Here is a 16381-nt window from a genome sequence, read left to right on the forward strand (position 1 = left end):
TCATATCTGTCTCTCAGGCAACGCCACTCGTCCCGAGCAGCGTACCGATCGCGAACGTGACCACCAGCGCGATCGCCCCACCGAGCACCACCCTGATCGTGGGCCTCAGCGCGGGGTTCCCGCCGATCCTCGCGCTCAGGAATCCGGTCAGCGCGAGCGCCAGCAGCACCACCGCGAAAGCGACCGGCACCCGGATCTCGGGAGGCGGGAGCAGTATCGCCAAGAGCGGAAGCAGCGCTCCGAGTGCGAAGGCAAGTGCGGAGGCCCCCGCCGCCGCCCACGGACTGACCACCTGATTCTCCGTGATGCCTAGTTCCGCTTCGAGGTGCGCGGTCAGCGGGTCGTGCGCGGTGAGCTCCTCCGCAACGAGGCGTGCGGTCGCCGGGCTAAGACCTTTCGCCTGATAGATGCCCGCCAGCTCCTCGAGCTCGGTCGCAGGATTATCGGCCAGCTCTCCTCGTTCCTTCTCGATCAGAGCCCGTTGGCTGTCTCGCTGGCTGCTCACCGACACGTACTCCCCGAGCGCCATCGAGATCGCACCGCCGACGAGACCGGCGACACCCGCGGCGAGCAGCGTCGCGGAATCGGTCGTCGCCCCCGCGACACCGACGACGAGCGACGCGACCGACACGATGCCGTCGTTCGCGCCGAGCACTCCGGCTCTGAGCCAGTTGAGCCGCCCAGCGAGATCGCCGCGGTGGGGTTCACCCGGATGCGTCGCCAACATCATCGCCCCGTTCTTTCTCCCGGCGCGGCTATGGAAGGCACATCCCGACGTAGGTCGAGCTCTGCGTGCGCGGAATGCCACTTCGTGAGAGGTCGAGTCATCGGACAAGAGTACGCCCGCCACAAACGCGCCCTCCGCAGCTCGACCGCTAGCAAGTCCGGTCGCGGCACCAACCGAAGGCCCATGCCAGAACGGGGTTCCGGCTCCCGTTAGCGGCGACCGCCCCGGCAACCAAGTGATACCGCGCCGGAAACGATCGTTTTCGGTGGGTTGAACAGAGGCAGTAGCCGTACCAGTCAACAGGCGCTTCCGGCACACCCACCAGACCTCCGCAAAGCGATCTTCAGGTAGGTCCGACCGCCCCTGCCATCGGCGTCGTCGACGGGCTTGCCTGGGACGTTTGACACCCGTTCGAGTTCGAGACCATCATGAACCACAACCCGCCCGCCCCTCGGCTTAGCCGAAATGTCGCTATCCATTCAGTAGACCTTCCGCGTCCGATCGATAGAGAGGTAAATGGGATGGCATCGAGATCGAAGACGACGGCAGCACGGTGCGTTGTCGGGACCGCTCTGGGCGCAGCGGTCGCATTGTGGGGAGGGACTCACCTGCTCTCCCGCCGACGGGCGCGCTGGCGTCCCGGCGCGGGAGTGGTGTCGCGGCACGGTCCACTCAGCATCCGAACATTCGGCGACGGTGACCCGATCGTGGTCTTGCTGCCCGGAATCGCCGCAAGCGGATCGTTCTACGGTGCCGCCTTCGATCAGCTCGGTGACATCGCCACCGTCCTCGTGATCGACCCGCTCGGGTTCGGCCAATCGATGGTCGAACCCGACGGCGATGCTCTATTCGGAATCTCCGATCATCAGAACGCGATCATCGATGTGCTGTCTTCTTCCCCTTTAGCATCTCGCCCGGTGACCCTGGTCGGCCACTCGATGGGCGCCTCCCTCGCGATCATCACCGCCGCCGCCGCCGCCGACACCGCGATCACCATTGCAGGGGTGATCGCCTTCGACGCCCCCCTGTTCGTGTCAGAGCAGGAAGCCCGGCAACGAATCTCGGGCATGGGCTGGTTCGAAACCCTGCTGGCCAGCGGTCCGATCGCCCATCTGGTCTGCTCATGGATGTGCCGCCATCGGCGATTCGCCTCCTATGCCGCCATCGCGGTGAACCCATCACTGCCCATAACCGTGGCCAGAGACGGTGTCAGGCACACATGGCTGTCGTACTCCGGCGCCCTGAACTCGATCGTGATGTCGGATGACTGGTTACCCGCACTGGAGGCCCTGGGGCGGCGCAACATCGCCGTCCTCCTTGTCAACGGCACCGATGACCCCGTGCCGGTGCCCGGACTGGCCGATCGGCTCGCACGCTCCTATCCGAACCTCACCGTCTCGACTCATCGGGGTGGACACCAGCTTCCACTGAGTGATCCCGACTGGTGCGCCGAGACCGTGGCAAGGGCGATCAACGGCGACCCGTCCTGAAAAGCAAGCGTATTGAGGGATGTGCGAGAGACATCCTGCCTGACGGGCATCGGACAAGCCGCGGGCCACATCGAGAATCGGTCCCCGAAGGCGATCTCGAGCTGCTGCCAGCGCTGATGCAGAGATGTCGTAGTATCTGCGTATGAGTGCAGATACGCAAGGATGTGGGTATCGGCCGGATAGTTCCTTCGTTGAGCTGGCGGTGGAAGTGTTTGGGATGCTCGCGGATGCAACACGGGTGCGGATCATTCTCGCTCTTCAGGAAGCCTCGGAACTGTCGGTGAACAGCCTCGCCGACGCGGTTGGCAAGTCACCAGCCGCGGTATCGCAGCACCTGGCGAAACTTCGTCTGGCTCGCATCGTCTCCACCCGTCAGGACGGGCAAAGGGTCTTCTACCGGCTAGACAACGAGCACGCATCCCGACTGGTCGCGGACGCCATCTTCCAAGCCGAACACTCCCTGGGTGGCACACCCCGACACCATCATGCGGATCGGGCGAGCGAATGAGTCCGACCCACGATCACTCGCACGGCGGGCACCACGACCACGGCGCCCCGCACGCACACCATGACCACCCGACCGGCATCAAGGGGTTCTTCTACGGACTCTTCGTGCCCCACTCCCATGACGCGGCAGATTCCATCGATGATGCGTTGGAGGCGAACCGGTCAGGCATCCGTGCTCTGAAGATCAGCCTTCTGATCCTGCTGGTCACAACCGTCCTTCAGGCTGTCGTGGTCATCTTCAGCGGTTCCGTCGCGCTCTTGGCTGATACCGTCCATAATTTCTCCGACGCGCTCACCGCTGTTCCTTTGTGGGTTGCCTTCATCCTCGGCCGGCGTGCAGCCTCGCGCCGCTACACCTACGGGCTCGGCCGTGCCGAAGATCTCGCGGGGCTGTTCATCGTTTTCGTGGTCGCCCTCTCCGCAATCGCCGCCGCCTGGCAATCCATCCACCGCATCCTGAACCCGCAGCCCCTCACAAACATCGGCTGGGTCATCGCCGCGGGCATCATCGGATTCCTCGGCAACGAGATCGTCGCCGTCTACCGCATCCGAGTCGGGCAGCGAATCGGCTCCGCCGCCCTTGTTGCCGACGGCATCCATGCCCGCACAGACGGATTCACCTCACTCGCCGTCGTGGCCGGCGGGATCGGCGTGCTCCTCGGCTTCCCTCTGGCAGATCCCATCGTCGGCCTGGTCATCTCGGTCGCGATCTTCGTCCTCCTCATCGGAACGGTCCGCAGCGTCGGACGGCGCCTGCTGGACGGCGTCGAACCAGAACTCGTCGACAAGGTTGCGCACGCCCTCGATCATGTCGACGGCATCACCGCTGTCGACCGCATCAGACTCCGCTGGAACGGACATCGCCTGGAAGGCGACGCGATCCTCGCTGTCGACGCGCACGCCACCCGTGAACGGGTAGATGAAGTCACTGAGCGCGCACGCCGAAGTGTCCACTCCCACCTCCCCAACCTGGATGAGTTTCTTGTCAGCACCCGCAGCTCGATGGCCACAAGCAACACCTGATCCAGAGTCCGCACAGGGGTGACGAAGCTCACGCCTGAGGTCGGTCCGACCCGCGGGAATGATCTGCGTGCCATTGTGTTGGATACCCCCAGGGGGTATCTTGGAAGTATGAACGGCTACGAGAACAACAAGGCTGATCTGCGTAAGCGGTTGAACCGTGTCGAGGGTCAGGTGCGGGGTATCGCGCGGATGGTCGACGACGACAAGTGCTGCATCGACATCCTCACGCAGGTCTCTGCGGCGACGAAGGCTCTCGAAACGGTCGCATTGTCGCTCTTGGGGGACCATCTCAGTCATTGCGTCGCCCAGGCGAGTACCGAGGGCGGCGAGGTTGCGGCAGAGAAGGTCCGCGAGGCCAACGAAGCAATCGCCCGTCTTGTCCGTTCATGACCACCACGTCTGCTGAATTGAAGGAGCGCACCATGACTGATCGCATCGAACTCGGACTCAAGGACGCATCCGCCGACGGTTGCGCCTGCTGCGCTGTCCCATCGACCACCGAGGTATCCGTTTCGGGTGTGTCTCTGGTGTCGGAGGAGATTCTGGTTGCCGGGATGACGTGCTCGCATTGCGTATCCAGCGTCAGCGACGAGCTGAGCACTGTCGACGGTGTCGAATCCGTCACCATCGACCTGAACGCTGGCGCCACCTCCCGGGTGACCATCCACAGTGCCGCACCCGTCGATCACGCCGCCGTGAAGGCTGCGGTCGAAGAGGCCGGCTACACGCTCGCGACCGGCCAGGCCTGAGCGGCTATCTGTCTGCGCCCGGCTTGACCCGGGCGCATCCGAGCAAGGAGTTCCGATGAGCCAGCACGACGAGCACACCAATCAGGCCGCGCACCCCAATCACGGCGGGTTCCCTACCACGGAGCACGACCACGCGGCGATGAGCCACGAGCACGGTGCTTCTCAAGAGCACGCCGGTCAGGAGGGCCACGGTGGGCACGCTGGCCATGCCGATCATGTGGGCCAGTTCCGGCGGTTGTTCTGGATCATGCTGGTCCTCGCGGTCCCGGTTGTCGGGTTCTCGATGATGTTCTCGATGCTGCTCGGATACCCGCTGCCAGACGCCCCGTGGGTCGGGTGGGTGTCTCCGGTTCTCGGAACGGTCATGTATGTGTGGGGTGGGGCGCCGTTCCTCACCGGCGCGGTGAGTGAACTCCGTGCGCGTAAGCCCGGGATGATGCTGCTGATCGCGCTCGCGATCACGGTGGCATTCTTGGCGTCGTGGGGTGCGAGCCTGGGTGTGCTGCATCACGAGCTCGACTTCTGGTGGGAACTCGCGCTGCTCATCGTGATCATGCTGCTCGGTCACTGGATCGAGATGCGCTCCCTCGCCCAGACGACGTCAGCGTTGGATTCTTTGGCCGCGCTGCTCCCCGACGAGGCGGAGAAGGTGGAAGGCGACACGACGGTCACGGTCGCCCCGGCCGACCTGTTGGTGGGGGATGTTGTGGTGGTTCGCCCCGGCGGCCGGGTCCCCGCGGACGGGCGGATCGTGCAGGGCTCGGCCAGCATGGACGAGTCGATGATCACCGGAGAGTCCCGGCCCGTGCGCCGCAGCGACGGCGACCAGGTCATCGCCGGCACGGTCGCGACCGATTCTGGTGTGCGGGTGGAGATCACCGCGATCGGTGAGGACACTGCTCTCGCGGGAATCCAGAAACTCGTCACCGAAGCGCAGAGTTCGTCGTCGCGCGCGCAGCGGCTCGCGGATAAGGCTGCGGGGTGGTTGTTCTGGTTCGCACTGGGCGCTGCCGCGATCACCGCCGTTGTCTGGACGATCGTCGGTCAGCCTGACGCGGCCGTCATCCGCACGATCACCGTGCTGGTGATCGCCTGCCCGCATGCTCTGGGCCTGGCGATCCCACTCGTCGTGTCGATCGCAACCGAGCGGGCCGCTCGCGGTGGCGTCCTGATCAAGGATCGTCTCGCGCTGGAGAGCATGCGCACGGTCGACACCGTCCTGTTCGACAAGACCGGCACCCTCACCAAGGGCACCCCCGCCGTTACTGCAATCGATCCTGTCCTGGAGACTGACCCTGACCAGCTGCTGGCATGGGCCGCCGCGGCAGAGGCGGATTCCGAGCACCCCCTCGCTCGCGCGATCGTAAACGCGGCGAAGGACAAGACTCTCCGTGTCCCGTCCTCGTCGGACTTCGAGTCGTCCCCGGCGGTCGGGGTGCGTGCGCGTGTCGATGGACCCGTCGTGCAGGTCGGTGGCCCGTATATGCTCGAGCAGGAGAACGCCCATGAGCTGCCTGTTGCCGACGAGTGGCGTCACGAGGGTGCGATCATCCTCCACGTGCTCGTCGACGGGCAGGTCGCGGGCGCACTGCGCCTCGCGGATGAGATCCGGTCGGAGTCGCGTCACGCGGTCGATGCTCTCCATGAGCGTGGTGTGCAGGTGGTCATGATCACCGGTGACGCTGACGCGGTCGCCGCATCGGTGGCGGGCGATCTGGGTATCGACCGGTACTTCGCGGGAGTGCGGCCGGAGGACAAGGCCTCGAAGGTGAAAGAGCTGCAGAGCGAAGGCCGCAAGGTCGCAATGGTCGGTGACGGCGTGAACGACGCCCCTGCGCTCGCGCAGGCGGATGTCGGGATTGCGATCGGTGCGGGTACGGACGTCGCGATCGCTTCGGCGGGCGTGATCCTCGCCAGCGACGACCCCCGGTCCGTGATCTCCGTAATCGAGCTGTCGCGGGCCAGCTACCAGAAGATGAAGCAGAACCTCTGGTGGGCCGCCGGGTACAACCTCCTCTCCGTCCCGCTCGCGGCTGGCGTGCTCGCACCCATCGGGTTTGTGCTTCCGATGTCCGTGGGGGCGGTGTTGATGTCGCTGTCCACGATCGTTGTCGCTTTGAACGCGCAGCTGCTGCGCCGGCTGAACCTGAGCCCGGACGCCGTCGTCAACGAGTAGGCGCATGGGCGGCGGCGACGTACCCTGGAGGAAAGAGAGGTGGGACGGTGTTGATCACGATTGCACGGCGCGTGCATGACCAGCGCACGCTCACCCGCACTCTCCTCACCGTCGTCGCCGTCGCTCTCTCCGTCATCTTCGGACTCTTAGCGATGCATTCGATGAACACGCACTCGATGCCCTCCGGGCACAGTGAGACCATCACCGTCACGCCCGCTTCTGCCGACGTTCACCCTGCACCCATGCCTGGGGAAGACGCAGCGATCGACGGGGCGGGATGTGCCACGTGTTCTGACGATCCAGGTATGGCGTGGATGGCCTGCGTACTCGCGCTCCTCATCGCCGTCGTGCTGCTTGCGCGACCGTCCGCCTGGTCGCGAGCCCTTGGACGCTCCCCGGGAGCGCCCGTATCGCTCCTGAGCCTCCGAGATTCGTTGCATCCACTGCGGCCCCCATCCCTCACCGTTCTCTGCATCAGTCGCACGTGATGGACGCGCTACCCGCATTCTGCGGGTAACGCCCTTCGCCCAGCCTGTCTCGCTGGGTGCCATCATCGACTCTTGGAGAGAACTCATCATGAAGACCCGTTTTGCGGCGACTGCCGCGCTCACCCTCGTTGCGTTGCTTGGACTCGCCGGCTGCGCCGGAACCACGTCCGGCGGCGGCGATATGCCCGGCATGGACCACGAGAGCAGCAGCTCCGCCCCGGCATCCGCGGACGCCAACGATGCCGACATCATGTTCGCCAGCATGATGAAAGAACACCACGCTCAGGCCATCGACATGTCTGACATGCTCCTCAGCAAGAACGGCGTCGACGCACGTGTCGTCGCTCTCGCTGAAGAGATCAAGGCCGCGCAGGAACCCGAGATCCAGAAGATGGATCAGTGGCTCGAAGAGTGGGGCGCTGACACCGCCGACATGGAGGGCATGGATCACAGCGGCGGCATGATGTCCGACGAGGACATGCAGGCTCTCGAAGATGCCACCGGTGCGGACGCCAGCCGCCTGTTCCTCGAGCAGATGATCCAGCACCACGAGGGTGCCGTCGAGATGGCCCAGGAAGAGGTCGACAACGGTCAGAACAGCGACGCGGTCGCTCTGGCCGAAACGATCATCGAGGCGCAGACCACGGAGATCGCCACGATGGAAGACCTCCTCGCCACGCTCTGATTCACGCCTGGGGTGCGGGATTCCTCCCGCACCCCTCGGCTGGCTCTTCCCCGCAGCTCTCGCCATCACACCGGTGACGCCACGCTGCGTGTCTCATTCGCGCACCCCGGGTGCGTACCCGCACGCACTTCTTCAAGTCGGAGCCATATGAACCGCTACTCACCCCTACCCGCTTTTGCGATCGCTCTTATAGCCGTCACCGCCACCGGATGCGCCGCACCACAAACCTCCGGCACCGATGCGGTTCCCCCCGTCATCGAACACATTCACGGTGTCGCCGCTGACCCAAACAGTGAGAACCTCTTCGTAGCCACCCACGGGGGAATCTTCACCCTCACACCCGAAGGTGCGCTCGCCGGTCCCATCGGAGGCTACGACTTCGATGCGATGGGATTCACCGTCCTCGACGATGCCCTCTTAGCATCCGGACACCCGGGCACGCAGACACCCGCAGAGCTCGGCTCCCCAAACCTGGGCGTCATTCGCAGTGACGACTTCGGCGAAACCTGGTCACCGATCGCTCTCACCGGCACTACGGACTTCCATACCCTCACCGCTGGACCGGACGGCACTCTCTACGGGATCGCTTCTGACGGGGTCGACCTGCTCATCAGCACTGACAACGGTCGCGAATGGAACCGCGGCGCCACACTTGCCGCGGCAGACCTCGCAGCCACCAACGACGGTCTCTACGCGGCGGCAGAAGAAGGACTACTTCTCAGCACCGATAACGGCGCCAGCTTCGCCCCCGTCGCGGACGCCCCACTGCTCTACGCCCTCGACGTCCGACCCGACGGCACGCTCGCAGGAGTCGGAACGGACGGCGCCCTCTGGTCTCAGAACACCGAAGGAACATGGCAGCGCCTCGACCCCCTCCAAGGGGCCGCCCAGGCCTTCACCGCGATCGGTGACGACAGCTTCGTTGTGGTCGATGACCGCGGCATCGTCCAGATCGCACCCGATGACACGACCGTCCTCGCCCCCGTCCGGTAGGTGGCTCACACCAGAACGGTCGCCATGATCAGCGCTGCAACCTCTCCGGACGCATGCCGGTCTTCATCGCCTGCGCCACGGTCCTCGCCATATCGAGCTTCCACCTCATCGGAGCTTTCACGGCACTCCCGGGGGGGGTATCAACCGCACTATGGGTGAGTCTATTCTCGACCGGCAAGCGCTAGAAAGTTCACAGACGCGAAGCAGAGGCGGTTCCCCGACGGTCAGCCCAGGCCGCATGATTGGTCAGCTTGGCCTGTATAGTCATCGTGTGCTGACTATTGCTTCTCGTCTTGATGTGATGAACCGTCTCGGTCGCGCGATGGCAGACCCGTCGCGCTCGCGGATCCTTCTTGCGCTCTTGAATGTGCCTGGCTATCCAGCTGAGCTCGCTCGCGAACTGGATCTCACACGTACGAATGTCTCCAATCATCTGACGTGCCTGCGCGGGTGCGGTCTGGTTGTTGCGACCCCGGAAGGCCGGCGCACGCGTTACGAGATCGCGGACCCGCATCTCGCAGTGGGCCTACGACACATGCTGGAAGCGGTCGTCGCCGTTGACGAGGGTTTTCCGTGCACGGACGAGAAGTGTGAGTGCTGCGCATGAGTGAAGAGTGCTGCGGCCCAGACGAGCCCCGGAAGGCTCGCACGATTCAGCGCGTTGAGTTGACGCGTTCCCACAGGACGGGAGACGCATGTTGCGAGCCCGACCCGGTGCGAAATGCCACGTCCTCCGAGGCCCATGAGGAAGGCGATGCTTGCTGCGGACCGGCGCTGCCGTCCAAGGCAGGCGTGGATGACGATGAGATCGAGGTGCGTCCGCCGTGGTGGCGCGACATCGCGCTACTGCCGTCCGCGCTGTCGGGCCTTTTCCTGGTCGCCGGGTACGCGTTCGAGTGGGCGGGTATCGAAATCCCCGCGCTTGTGCTGCAATGGGCTGCTCTGCTGACCGGCGCCTACACCTTCGTTCCTGGTGCGATCCGCCGGTTGATCCGGGGTCGACTTGGCGTCGGGCTGCTGATGACGATTGCCGCGATCGGTGCGGTTCTGCTCGGCCATGTCGGTGAGGCTGCGACCTTGGCGTTCCTGTTTTCGCTGGCGGAGGCTCTCGAGGACCGTGCGATGGATCGGGCGAAAGAGGGTCTGCGTGCCCTGCTGTCCCTGATCCCGGAGACCGTGCGTGTCTCTCGTCTCGCCGGCGACACGACGATCCCGGCCGCGGATGTCCGTGAGCTCGATATCCTCATCGTTGGAGCAGGCGAGCGTGTTGCCACCGATGGTGTTGTTGTCGAAGGGCGTTCGAGCCTGGACACATCCGCGATCACCGGTGAGTCCATCCCGGTCGACGTGCATCCCGGCACTGCGGTCGCGGCGGGCTCGGTGAACGGTGCATCGACGCTGCGGATCGAGGCGACCGCGGACGGGCGCGACAACTCGCTCACCCAGATCGTGTCCCTCGTGGAGCAGGCCCACGCCCGCAAGGGCGACCGCGCGCGGCTTGCTGACCGGATCGCCCGCCCCCTCGTCCCCGTGGTGCTGATCGCCGCGGCCCTTGTCGCCGTGTTCGGATTCATCGTCGGAGATCCGTCGACCTGGATCGAGCGTGCACTCGTCGTCCTCGTCGCCGCGTCTCCTTGTGCTCTTGCGATCGCGGTGCCGGTCACGGTGATCAGCGCCATCGGGTCCGCGTCGAAGTTCGGCGTCGTGATCAAGTCCGGGGAAGCGTTCGAGCAGCTCGGCACCATCCAGGCGGTGGCGCTGGACAAGACCGGTACCCTCACCCGCAACGAGCCGGCCGTCGTCGACGTGCGCCCCGCAGCCGGCATCTCACGGGACGAGCTGTTGACCTGGGCGGGAGCAGTCGAAGAGACAAGCAGCCACCCGCTCGCCGCCGCGATCACCACGGCCGCCCCCGGCGCAGCTGGAGCCGTGGACGTCGTCGAAGACGCCGGCCACGGCATCACCGGCCGCGTCAACGGCACCCTGGTCCGCGTCGGCAACGTCCGGTGGCTCGCCCCCGGAGTCCTCCACTCGGCCGCTGATGAGATGGCCGAAGACGGCATGACCGTGGTCGTCGTTGAAGCCGAGGGCGAGATTGCCGGGCTCATCGGCATCCGCGACGAGCTGCGCCCTGAATCCGCCGCAACCGTGCGACTGCTGCAGGATGCCGGTATCGGGATCACGATGCTCACCGGGGACAACGAACGCACCGCCCGCGCGATTGCGGCACAGGCGGGCATCACCGACGTCCGCGCAGAGCAGCTCCCTGCGGACAAGGCCACGGTCATCGAACAACTCGCCGCCGCGCGCCCGACAGCCATGGTCGGTGACGGCATCAACGACGCCCCCGCCCTCGCGACCGCCACCGTCGGTATCGCCATGGGGCTGAAGGGCTCGGCTGCTGCCATCGAGTCTGCCGACGTCGCCTTTACCGGGAACGATCTCCGATTGATCCCCGGCGCGCTCGCGCACGCTCGTCGCGGTCGCCGGATCATGACCGCCAACATCGTGCTCGCCTTGGCGATCATCCTCGTGTTGTTCCCGCTCGCCCTCTTCGGCGTGCTCGGGCTTGCCGGTGTAGTTCTCGTGCACGAGATCGCGGAAGTGTTCGTCATCCTCAACGGGGTGCGCGCGGCGCGGCGCCCTGCTGCCCTGCGGTCACCTGCCGCAACCTCCGTACCCGCCCAGGTCTGAACCATCCCGCTTCGACGGCACTACCCCGCTCCCACGGAGCCACTTTCGAAGGCCCCGAAATCAACTGGGTTGCTCGGTTGTGGGACGCGGACGCTGACAGTAACTTCAGTTTGACCTTCGGGCGCGTGGCTCTCGGGTTCGCAACAGATCTTGATTGGTGGGGCTGGTACCATCCTGAGGTCATGGTCGTCCAAGGTCGCATTCGCAATAGCGACAGCCGCGCCGACGAGTTCATGATAACGAAGATCATTACGGCCCTCGGATTGGCACTTCTTCTCATCGTCGGAGCGTGGCCGGGCGGCCATCGTGACGCGACGGATGCGACTGCGTATCTGAGCACGACATCCTCGTCGTCACTAGGTACGTCTTCTGCTGGCCCTGTCGCGGCGGGTTCGGGTGAAAGCGGTGTCGGCGCAACTGCGGAACATGTCGTGGCTGGGGATACTGCGAACGACATCATGATCGGCGTCGCCGGGTGCCTCTTGGGTATCCTCTGCTGCTTCTTGGTGCTCATCGTCACGCGGATCTTCCGCCGTCACGTCCCCTCTTCTCGCGTTCGTGAACGTTTGCCGCGCGCACCATCACTGGCGGCCATGACGGGGCGCCTGTTCGTATTGCCTCCTTCTCTCACACAGCTTTCTCTGTCGCGAACCTGATCTGGCGGCGCCATCTCTTCGATGGCGCTCCCCTGGTCGTCCTCGTTCGTTGTGTGTGTCTGGAGTGTCTATGAAATCTTCTATGAAAGCGGTACTTGTCACCGTGGCTCTCGCCGTGGTGTTGCTGATCGTTGCGCTGGTGTTCGTCCTTGTCAATCAGAGTCGAGCTGCCGCACCCGAGACGGGGGCCGCTGATGGTCCACAGGTCGTCCGTGAGAACTCGCATGTCCTCGATGACGGAGGAGATGGGGCGGTGACGGTGGTCGAGTTCCTCGATTTCGAGTGCGAGGCCTGCGGTGCTTTTTATCCCCTCGTCGAGGATCTCCGTGGCAAGTTCGATGGCGAGATCACGTACGTGATCCGCTACTTCCCGTTGCCGGGTCATCTCAACTCGAAGAATGCCGCGATCGCTGCCGAAGCCGCAGCGCAGCAGGGACGGCTGGAAGAGATGTATCACCGCCTGTTCGAGACGCAGTCTCAATGGGGTGAGGCTCAAGAGTCTCGTGCGGACCTGTTCCGGGGATTTGCGGAGGAACTCGGATTGGATATGGCCGCGTTCGATGATGCGGTCGCTGATCCGGCGACTGCAGAACGGGTCCAGTTCGATCTAGACGAGGGTGAGCAGCTCGGTGTCAGCAGTACCCCCTCGTTCTTCATCGATGGGGAGCCTGTCGTGCTGGAGACGTGGAATGACCTGGAGGACACCATTGAAGCCGCGGTGAACGGTGCTGAATGATGGCGCGTTCGCTATCGCACCGTCGCGTCATCATCGTCGGCGCCGGGCACTCCGGGTTGGCGACAGCCGCCGCACTCAGGTCCTCCGGGCTTGAGCCGCAGAAGGACTTCGTGATCATCGATTCTGCACCTCCCGGTCGACGAAGCTGGGCCACACGGTGGCAGTCGATGAAGCTACGCAGCGCGGCCCGCCACAGTGTCGTCCGCGGGTTTCCTTTCCCGGGCGATGGAGACCGTTATCCGAGTAAGGATGAGATGTCCGATTACCTGTCTTCGGTGGAGAACGCCCTCGGTGTGAAGACCGTGTGGGGCACTCGTGCTCTTGGAATCACCCGGTTGGGCGACGGATCCACACTGCATCTGTCGACCTCCGCCGGGGAAGTGCAAACCCGAAATGTGGTCTGTGCAACGGGAGCTGCCGCGGTGCCGCGCGTGCCGGGCTGGCGCCTGGAACTGGCAGTACCCGGTGTTGTGCTGCATTCCAGCCAGTACCTCTATCCCGCCCAGATACCTCCCGGCCGCGTGTTGATCGTTGGCGGTGGATTCAGCGGAGTGGAGATTGCAGAAGAGCTCGCTTCCTCCCACGACGTCACCCTCTCCACTCGAGCGGAATCCTCAGAGGTGTCGGAGCGGCCCATCTGGTCGAGGCTGCGACGTCGGGGTCCGATGTCTGAGTCACGCCCCCGCGTAGCTTCGACAGACGTCACTCATGCCGCCGCCGTGACGGAGGTACACGGAGACACCGTGATGTTCGCCGATGGGGCGTCCGTGAAGCCGCATTCCGTGATCCTTGCGACCGGGTACAGGCCGGCGGACGCATGGCTGCCCGATTCGGAGCCGCCCGGGCAGCCTTTGCACGTCAATGCACGCATCCCGGGACTGTTCACTGTTGGCATGCCGCGTTACTCCCGGGCAGATGCGGGCACCCTCGCTGGGGCGGGTCGTGATGCGGCGATCGTCGCCCGGCACATCGTTGGACGGCCGTAAAGGAGCACCATGACAGACACAGGGCACAGTCACGGTATCGGTGACGCCACTCCCCGCAATCGCCTGGTCATCGCGTTCGCGATCACCTCTTCGGTCTTCATCGTCGAAGTGATCGGCGCAATCATCACAGGCAGCCTCGCACTGCTTGTTGATGCGGCGCACATGCTCACCGATGTCGTCGGGTTGGCGATGGCCGTCACCGCTGCGCATCTGATGAATCGTCCCCCGACTCCCAAGTACACCTTCGGTCTTCGACGCACGGAGGTTCTCGGTGCGCTCGCTCAAGCAACTTTGCTGCTCGGGGTGGGCATCTTCGCGCTCGTGGAAGGCGTACGGCGGCTGTTCGAGCCCCCTGAGATCGCATCGGGGAGTCTGCTGTTCTTCGGCATCGTCGGTCTCGTCGCCAACATCGCCTCCATGCTCGTATTGTTCAGCGGCCGCGGACGCAATCTCAACATGCGCGCCGCGTTCCTCGAGGTCGTCAACGATGCCCTCGGTTCCGTCGGCGTCATCGCCAGCGCCATCCTCATCGCCGTTTTCGGTTGGTATCAGGCGGACGCCGTCGCGGGCGTCTTGATCGCGCTGCTCATCATTCCCCGCACTCTTATCCTGTTGCGAGCATCCGGTCGGGTGCTGTTGGAGTCCACACCCGCCGGCCTCGACCTCGAGGATGTCCGCCGCCACATCCTTGCCCTTCCGCACGTGGTCGCGGTGCACGACCTTCACGCGACCCAAGTCTCGACCGACCTCCCCACGCTCACCGCCCATGTCGTGGTCGATGACACCGTCACGATGGAAGCTTCCGCCGCATTGCTGACATCACTTCAGCAATGCGTCAACGAGCACTTCGCCGTGAGCATCGAACACTCCACCTTCCAGATCGAACCCGAATCCCACCCCGGAGAGCACGACACCCATGCATAAACGCCTCTCGGCACGTATCACAGCCCTCGCCGCCGCCGCCCTGATGGTGTCGGCATCCGTCGTGCTGGGGACCACAGCCCCGGCCGCCGCTCACGACGAGTTCGTCTCGGCGTACCCCGACGCCGACTCGGCCGTCGACGGCTCTCCCGACGAGATCTCTCTGATGTTCACCGGGCTGCTTCCGGATGGTGACGGCGCAACAGTCATCGACGTGGTCGATGAAACCGGAGCAAACGTCGCAGTCGACGCCCCCCAGGCGACCGATGACGTTATCACGCAGCACCTCTCCCCGGACGCCGCGACCGGTGTCTTCACTGTCCGATGGAAGACCGTCTCCGCCGATGGGCATCCGATCAGCGGAGAGTACGTGTACACCGTCAGACCCGCGACGGACACGGGATCCGGCACAACCACCGCAAGCCCCACCCCTGAAGCCTCACCACAGAGCAGCGAAGAAACGGAAACCGCATCGCCGGCACAAACGTACGGCGGCACACCATCCGGAGGCGGTGCCTTCGAAATGCTGCCCCTATTCTTCCTCTCCGGTTTGGCTATCATCCTGGGGGTCGGGGTTGTGGGCGTGATGATGGCCGGGCGCCGCCGTCACCAGCGGGATCGCGCCGAAGTTGCTGAGGATGCCGCGGCCGCGGGGGAAGACGCCGATGCGTGATCGAGTCCGCCGGTCGGCCGTGGTGCTCATCGTCGCCGCCATCGTTATCCTGATCGATCAAGGCACCAAGACTCTTGCTCTGAACACGTTGCGACAGGATGCGCGTATACCGCTGATCGGTGACTGGCTCGGTCTTCAACTGGCCTTCAACCCCGGGGCGATCTTCTCGCTCGGGGAAGGCTCCACATGGGTCATCACCGTCGTCGGGCTCGCTGTCACCGCGGCCCTCATCGGTGCCGCTACCCGAGCCCGCAACGTGTGGTCGGCGGTTGGTTTCGGTTTCATCGTGGGCGGTGCGATCGGGAACCTCATCGATCGCTTATTCTCGCCGCCCGCGTTCGGGATCGGGCACGTCACCGATTTCCTTGCCTACGGGAACCTGTTCATCGGCAACCTCGCCGATGTCGCTCTCGGCATCGGTGCCGTGTTCCTCATCGTCGCGGGTCTGCGCATAAGCCGTCGCCGGCCAGACCCCTCGTCCCGCCCCGATCCCGTCGCCCCTGTACCCGCCGAAGAAACGGTTCACCCATGAGTCCCAAAGAACGTGTCCCCTCCACTTACCAGCGGAACGCCCTGGCCCCCAGCCTCGTCGCCGCCGCGATCCTGTTCCTCGCCCCGGCGCTCTTCCAGGCGAATTGGGCGCCCCTCGTCCTCTTCATCGCCTCAATTTTCGGGCTGATCGTCGCGTGGTTTGCGCTGCAGGCACGCCACTGGTGGTGGATCCCGGTCTTCCTCGCGATCGCCGTGCTCTGGAACCCGGTAATGCCCTTCCCCTTCTCCGGTGTCGTGTGGACCACAGCACAGCCCATCGCGGCCGTGGCGTTCCTGGCAGCGGGGGCGACGATCAAGGTGATCCGGAAGTGAACAGCGCGATCTT

Annotated in this window: 18 protein-coding genes; 17 read left to right on the plus strand and 1 reads right to left on the minus strand. The window is 64.7% G+C overall.

Going from position 1 to position 16381, the window contains the following annotated elements; all coding sequences use genetic code 11:
* Positions 1 to 13: 13 nt before the first annotated feature.
* Complete coding sequence (locus RU09_RS05360; protein ID WP_136042897.1) at positions 14 to 730, minus strand: VIT1/CCC1 transporter family protein; 717 nt, start codon at positions 728 to 730, stop codon at positions 14 to 16.
* Between the two features lie 518 nt (positions 731 to 1248).
* Between RU09_RS05360 and RU09_RS05365 the strand changes: the two genes are divergently transcribed.
* The 17 genes from RU09_RS05365 (at position 1249) to RU09_RS05445 (ending at position 16368) form a co-directional block, all read left to right on the plus strand.
* A complete protein-coding gene (locus tag RU09_RS05365) occupies positions 1249 to 2217 on the plus strand; it encodes an alpha/beta fold hydrolase (protein WP_231567471.1) in 969 nt (322 codons plus the stop codon).
* Positions 2218 to 2359: 142 nt separating this feature from the next.
* Positions 2360 to 2725, plus strand: coding sequence for an ArsR/SmtB family transcription factor (locus RU09_RS05370; RefSeq protein ID WP_042538269.1), 366 nt, complete (start codon positions 2360 to 2362; stop codon positions 2723 to 2725).
* The gene (locus tag RU09_RS05375; RefSeq protein ID WP_042538271.1) at positions 2722 to 3747 is read left to right on the plus strand and encodes a cation diffusion facilitator family transporter; all 1026 of its coding nucleotides are present in this window, start codon (positions 2722 to 2724) and stop codon (positions 3745 to 3747) included. The genes RU09_RS05370 and RU09_RS05375 overlap by 4 nt, the downstream gene beginning before the upstream one ends.
* Positions 3748 to 3855: 108 nt before the next feature.
* Positions 3856 to 4137: a metal-sensitive transcriptional regulator gene (locus RU09_RS05380; RefSeq protein WP_042538273.1), complete on the plus strand. Its 282-nt coding sequence runs from the start codon at positions 3856 to 3858 to the stop codon at positions 4135 to 4137.
* Between the two features lie 32 nt (positions 4138 to 4169).
* Complete coding sequence (locus tag RU09_RS05385) at positions 4170 to 4496, plus strand: heavy-metal-associated domain-containing protein (RefSeq protein ID WP_042538275.1); 327 nt, start codon at positions 4170 to 4172, stop codon at positions 4494 to 4496.
* Between the two features lie 55 nt (positions 4497 to 4551).
* The gene (locus RU09_RS05395; protein WP_442922279.1) at positions 4552 to 6672 is read left to right on the plus strand and encodes a heavy metal translocating P-type ATPase; all 2121 of its coding nucleotides are present in this window, start codon (positions 4552 to 4554) and stop codon (positions 6670 to 6672) included.
* Between the two features lie 576 nt (positions 6673 to 7248).
* Positions 7249 to 7845, plus strand: coding sequence for a DUF305 domain-containing protein (locus RU09_RS05405; protein WP_042538281.1), 597 nt, complete (start codon positions 7249 to 7251; stop codon positions 7843 to 7845).
* A gap of 147 nt (positions 7846 to 7992) precedes the next feature.
* On the plus strand, positions 7993 to 8838 hold the full coding sequence (locus RU09_RS05410; protein WP_042538283.1) for a F510_1955 family glycosylhydrolase: 846 nt from the start codon (positions 7993 to 7995) through the stop codon (positions 8836 to 8838).
* A 271-nt stretch (positions 8839 to 9109) separates the two neighbouring features.
* Positions 9110 to 9445 (plus strand): Cd(II)/Pb(II)-sensing metalloregulatory transcriptional regulator CmtR, encoded by a 336-nt coding sequence (gene cmtR, locus RU09_RS18225; protein WP_074731945.1) that lies wholly within the window; start codon positions 9110 to 9112, stop codon positions 9443 to 9445.
* Between the two features lie 206 nt (positions 9446 to 9651).
* Positions 9652 to 11532, plus strand: a complete 1881-nt coding sequence (locus tag RU09_RS05415; protein ID WP_052492874.1) for a heavy metal translocating P-type ATPase — start codon at positions 9652 to 9654, stop codon at positions 11530 to 11532.
* 182 nt (positions 11533 to 11714) lie between these two features.
* Positions 11715 to 12188: a hypothetical protein gene (locus RU09_RS18455; RefSeq protein WP_139305307.1), complete on the plus strand. Its 474-nt coding sequence runs from the start codon at positions 11715 to 11717 to the stop codon at positions 12186 to 12188.
* A 70-nt stretch (positions 12189 to 12258) separates the two neighbouring features.
* Complete coding sequence (locus RU09_RS05420) at positions 12259 to 12924, plus strand: DsbA family protein (RefSeq protein WP_136041016.1); 666 nt, start codon at positions 12259 to 12261, stop codon at positions 12922 to 12924.
* Positions 12924 to 13910, plus strand: a complete 987-nt coding sequence (locus RU09_RS05425; RefSeq protein ID WP_042538369.1) for a flavin-containing monooxygenase — start codon at positions 12924 to 12926, stop codon at positions 13908 to 13910. Before RU09_RS05420 ends, RU09_RS05425 begins: the two co-directional genes overlap by 1 nt.
* Before the next feature lie 9 nt (positions 13911 to 13919).
* Positions 13920 to 14834, plus strand: a complete 915-nt coding sequence (locus RU09_RS05430) for a cation diffusion facilitator family transporter (RefSeq protein ID WP_042538288.1) — start codon at positions 13920 to 13922, stop codon at positions 14832 to 14834.
* The gene (locus RU09_RS18030) at positions 14827 to 15504 is read left to right on the plus strand and encodes a copper resistance CopC family protein (protein WP_052492864.1); all 678 of its coding nucleotides are present in this window, start codon (positions 14827 to 14829) and stop codon (positions 15502 to 15504) included. The genes RU09_RS05430 and RU09_RS18030 overlap by 8 nt, the downstream gene beginning before the upstream one ends.
* Positions 15497 to 16036 carry a signal peptidase II gene (lspA, locus tag RU09_RS05440; RefSeq protein WP_052492865.1) on the plus strand — a complete coding sequence of 180 codons (540 nt, stop codon included), beginning with the start codon at positions 15497 to 15499 and terminating at the stop codon, positions 16034 to 16036. Before RU09_RS18030 ends, lspA begins: the two co-directional genes overlap by 8 nt.
* Positions 16033 to 16368, plus strand: coding sequence for a DUF6804 family protein (locus RU09_RS05445; RefSeq protein WP_042538290.1), 336 nt, complete (start codon positions 16033 to 16035; stop codon positions 16366 to 16368). Before lspA ends, RU09_RS05445 begins: the two co-directional genes overlap by 4 nt.
* Positions 16369 to 16381 lie beyond the last annotated feature (13 nt).

It is taken from the genome of Microbacterium sp. MEJ108Y, from assembly GCF_000834175.1.
In the GTDB taxonomy this organism is placed as follows: domain Bacteria; phylum Actinomycetota; class Actinomycetes; order Actinomycetales; family Microbacteriaceae; genus Microbacterium; species Microbacterium forte.

What these genes read in the sequence shown, in the direction of transcription:
- RU09_RS05360 (WP_136042897.1), bottom strand. Translation starts at nt 730, where the DNA reads ATGATGTTGGCGACGCATCCGGGTGAACCCCACCGCGGCGATCTCGCT.
- RU09_RS05365 (WP_231567471.1), top strand. Translation starts at nt 1,249, where the DNA reads ATGGCATCGAGATCGAAGACGACGGCAGCACGGTGCGTTGTCGGGACC.
- RU09_RS05370 (WP_042538269.1), top strand. Translation starts at nt 2,360, where the DNA reads ATGAGTGCAGATACGCAAGGATGTGGGTATCGGCCGGATAGTTCCTTC.
- RU09_RS05375 (WP_042538271.1), top strand. Translation starts at nt 2,722, where the DNA reads ATGAGTCCGACCCACGATCACTCGCACGGCGGGCACCACGACCACGGC.
- RU09_RS05380 (WP_042538273.1), top strand. Translation starts at nt 3,856, where the DNA reads ATGAACGGCTACGAGAACAACAAGGCTGATCTGCGTAAGCGGTTGAAC.
- RU09_RS05385 (WP_042538275.1), top strand. Translation starts at nt 4,170, where the DNA reads ATGACTGATCGCATCGAACTCGGACTCAAGGACGCATCCGCCGACGGT.
- RU09_RS05395 (WP_442922279.1), top strand. Translation starts at nt 4,552, where the DNA reads ATGAGCCAGCACGACGAGCACACCAATCAGGCCGCGCACCCCAATCAC.
- RU09_RS05405 (WP_042538281.1), top strand. Translation starts at nt 7,249, where the DNA reads ATGAAGACCCGTTTTGCGGCGACTGCCGCGCTCACCCTCGTTGCGTTG.
- RU09_RS05410 (WP_042538283.1), top strand. Translation starts at nt 7,993, where the DNA reads ATGAACCGCTACTCACCCCTACCCGCTTTTGCGATCGCTCTTATAGCC.
- RU09_RS18455 (WP_139305307.1), top strand. Translation starts at nt 11,715, where the DNA reads ATGGTCGTCCAAGGTCGCATTCGCAATAGCGACAGCCGCGCCGACGAG.
- RU09_RS05420 (WP_136041016.1), top strand. Translation starts at nt 12,259, where the DNA reads ATGAAATCTTCTATGAAAGCGGTACTTGTCACCGTGGCTCTCGCCGTG.
- RU09_RS05425 (WP_042538369.1), top strand. Translation starts at nt 12,924, where the DNA reads ATGGCGCGTTCGCTATCGCACCGTCGCGTCATCATCGTCGGCGCCGGG.
- RU09_RS05430 (WP_042538288.1), top strand. Translation starts at nt 13,920, where the DNA reads ATGACAGACACAGGGCACAGTCACGGTATCGGTGACGCCACTCCCCGC.
- RU09_RS18030 (WP_052492864.1), top strand. Translation starts at nt 14,827, where the DNA reads ATGCATAAACGCCTCTCGGCACGTATCACAGCCCTCGCCGCCGCCGCC.
- lspA (WP_052492865.1), top strand. Translation starts at nt 15,497, where the DNA reads ATGCGTGATCGAGTCCGCCGGTCGGCCGTGGTGCTCATCGTCGCCGCC.
- RU09_RS05445 (WP_042538290.1), top strand. Translation starts at nt 16,033, where the DNA reads ATGAGTCCCAAAGAACGTGTCCCCTCCACTTACCAGCGGAACGCCCTG.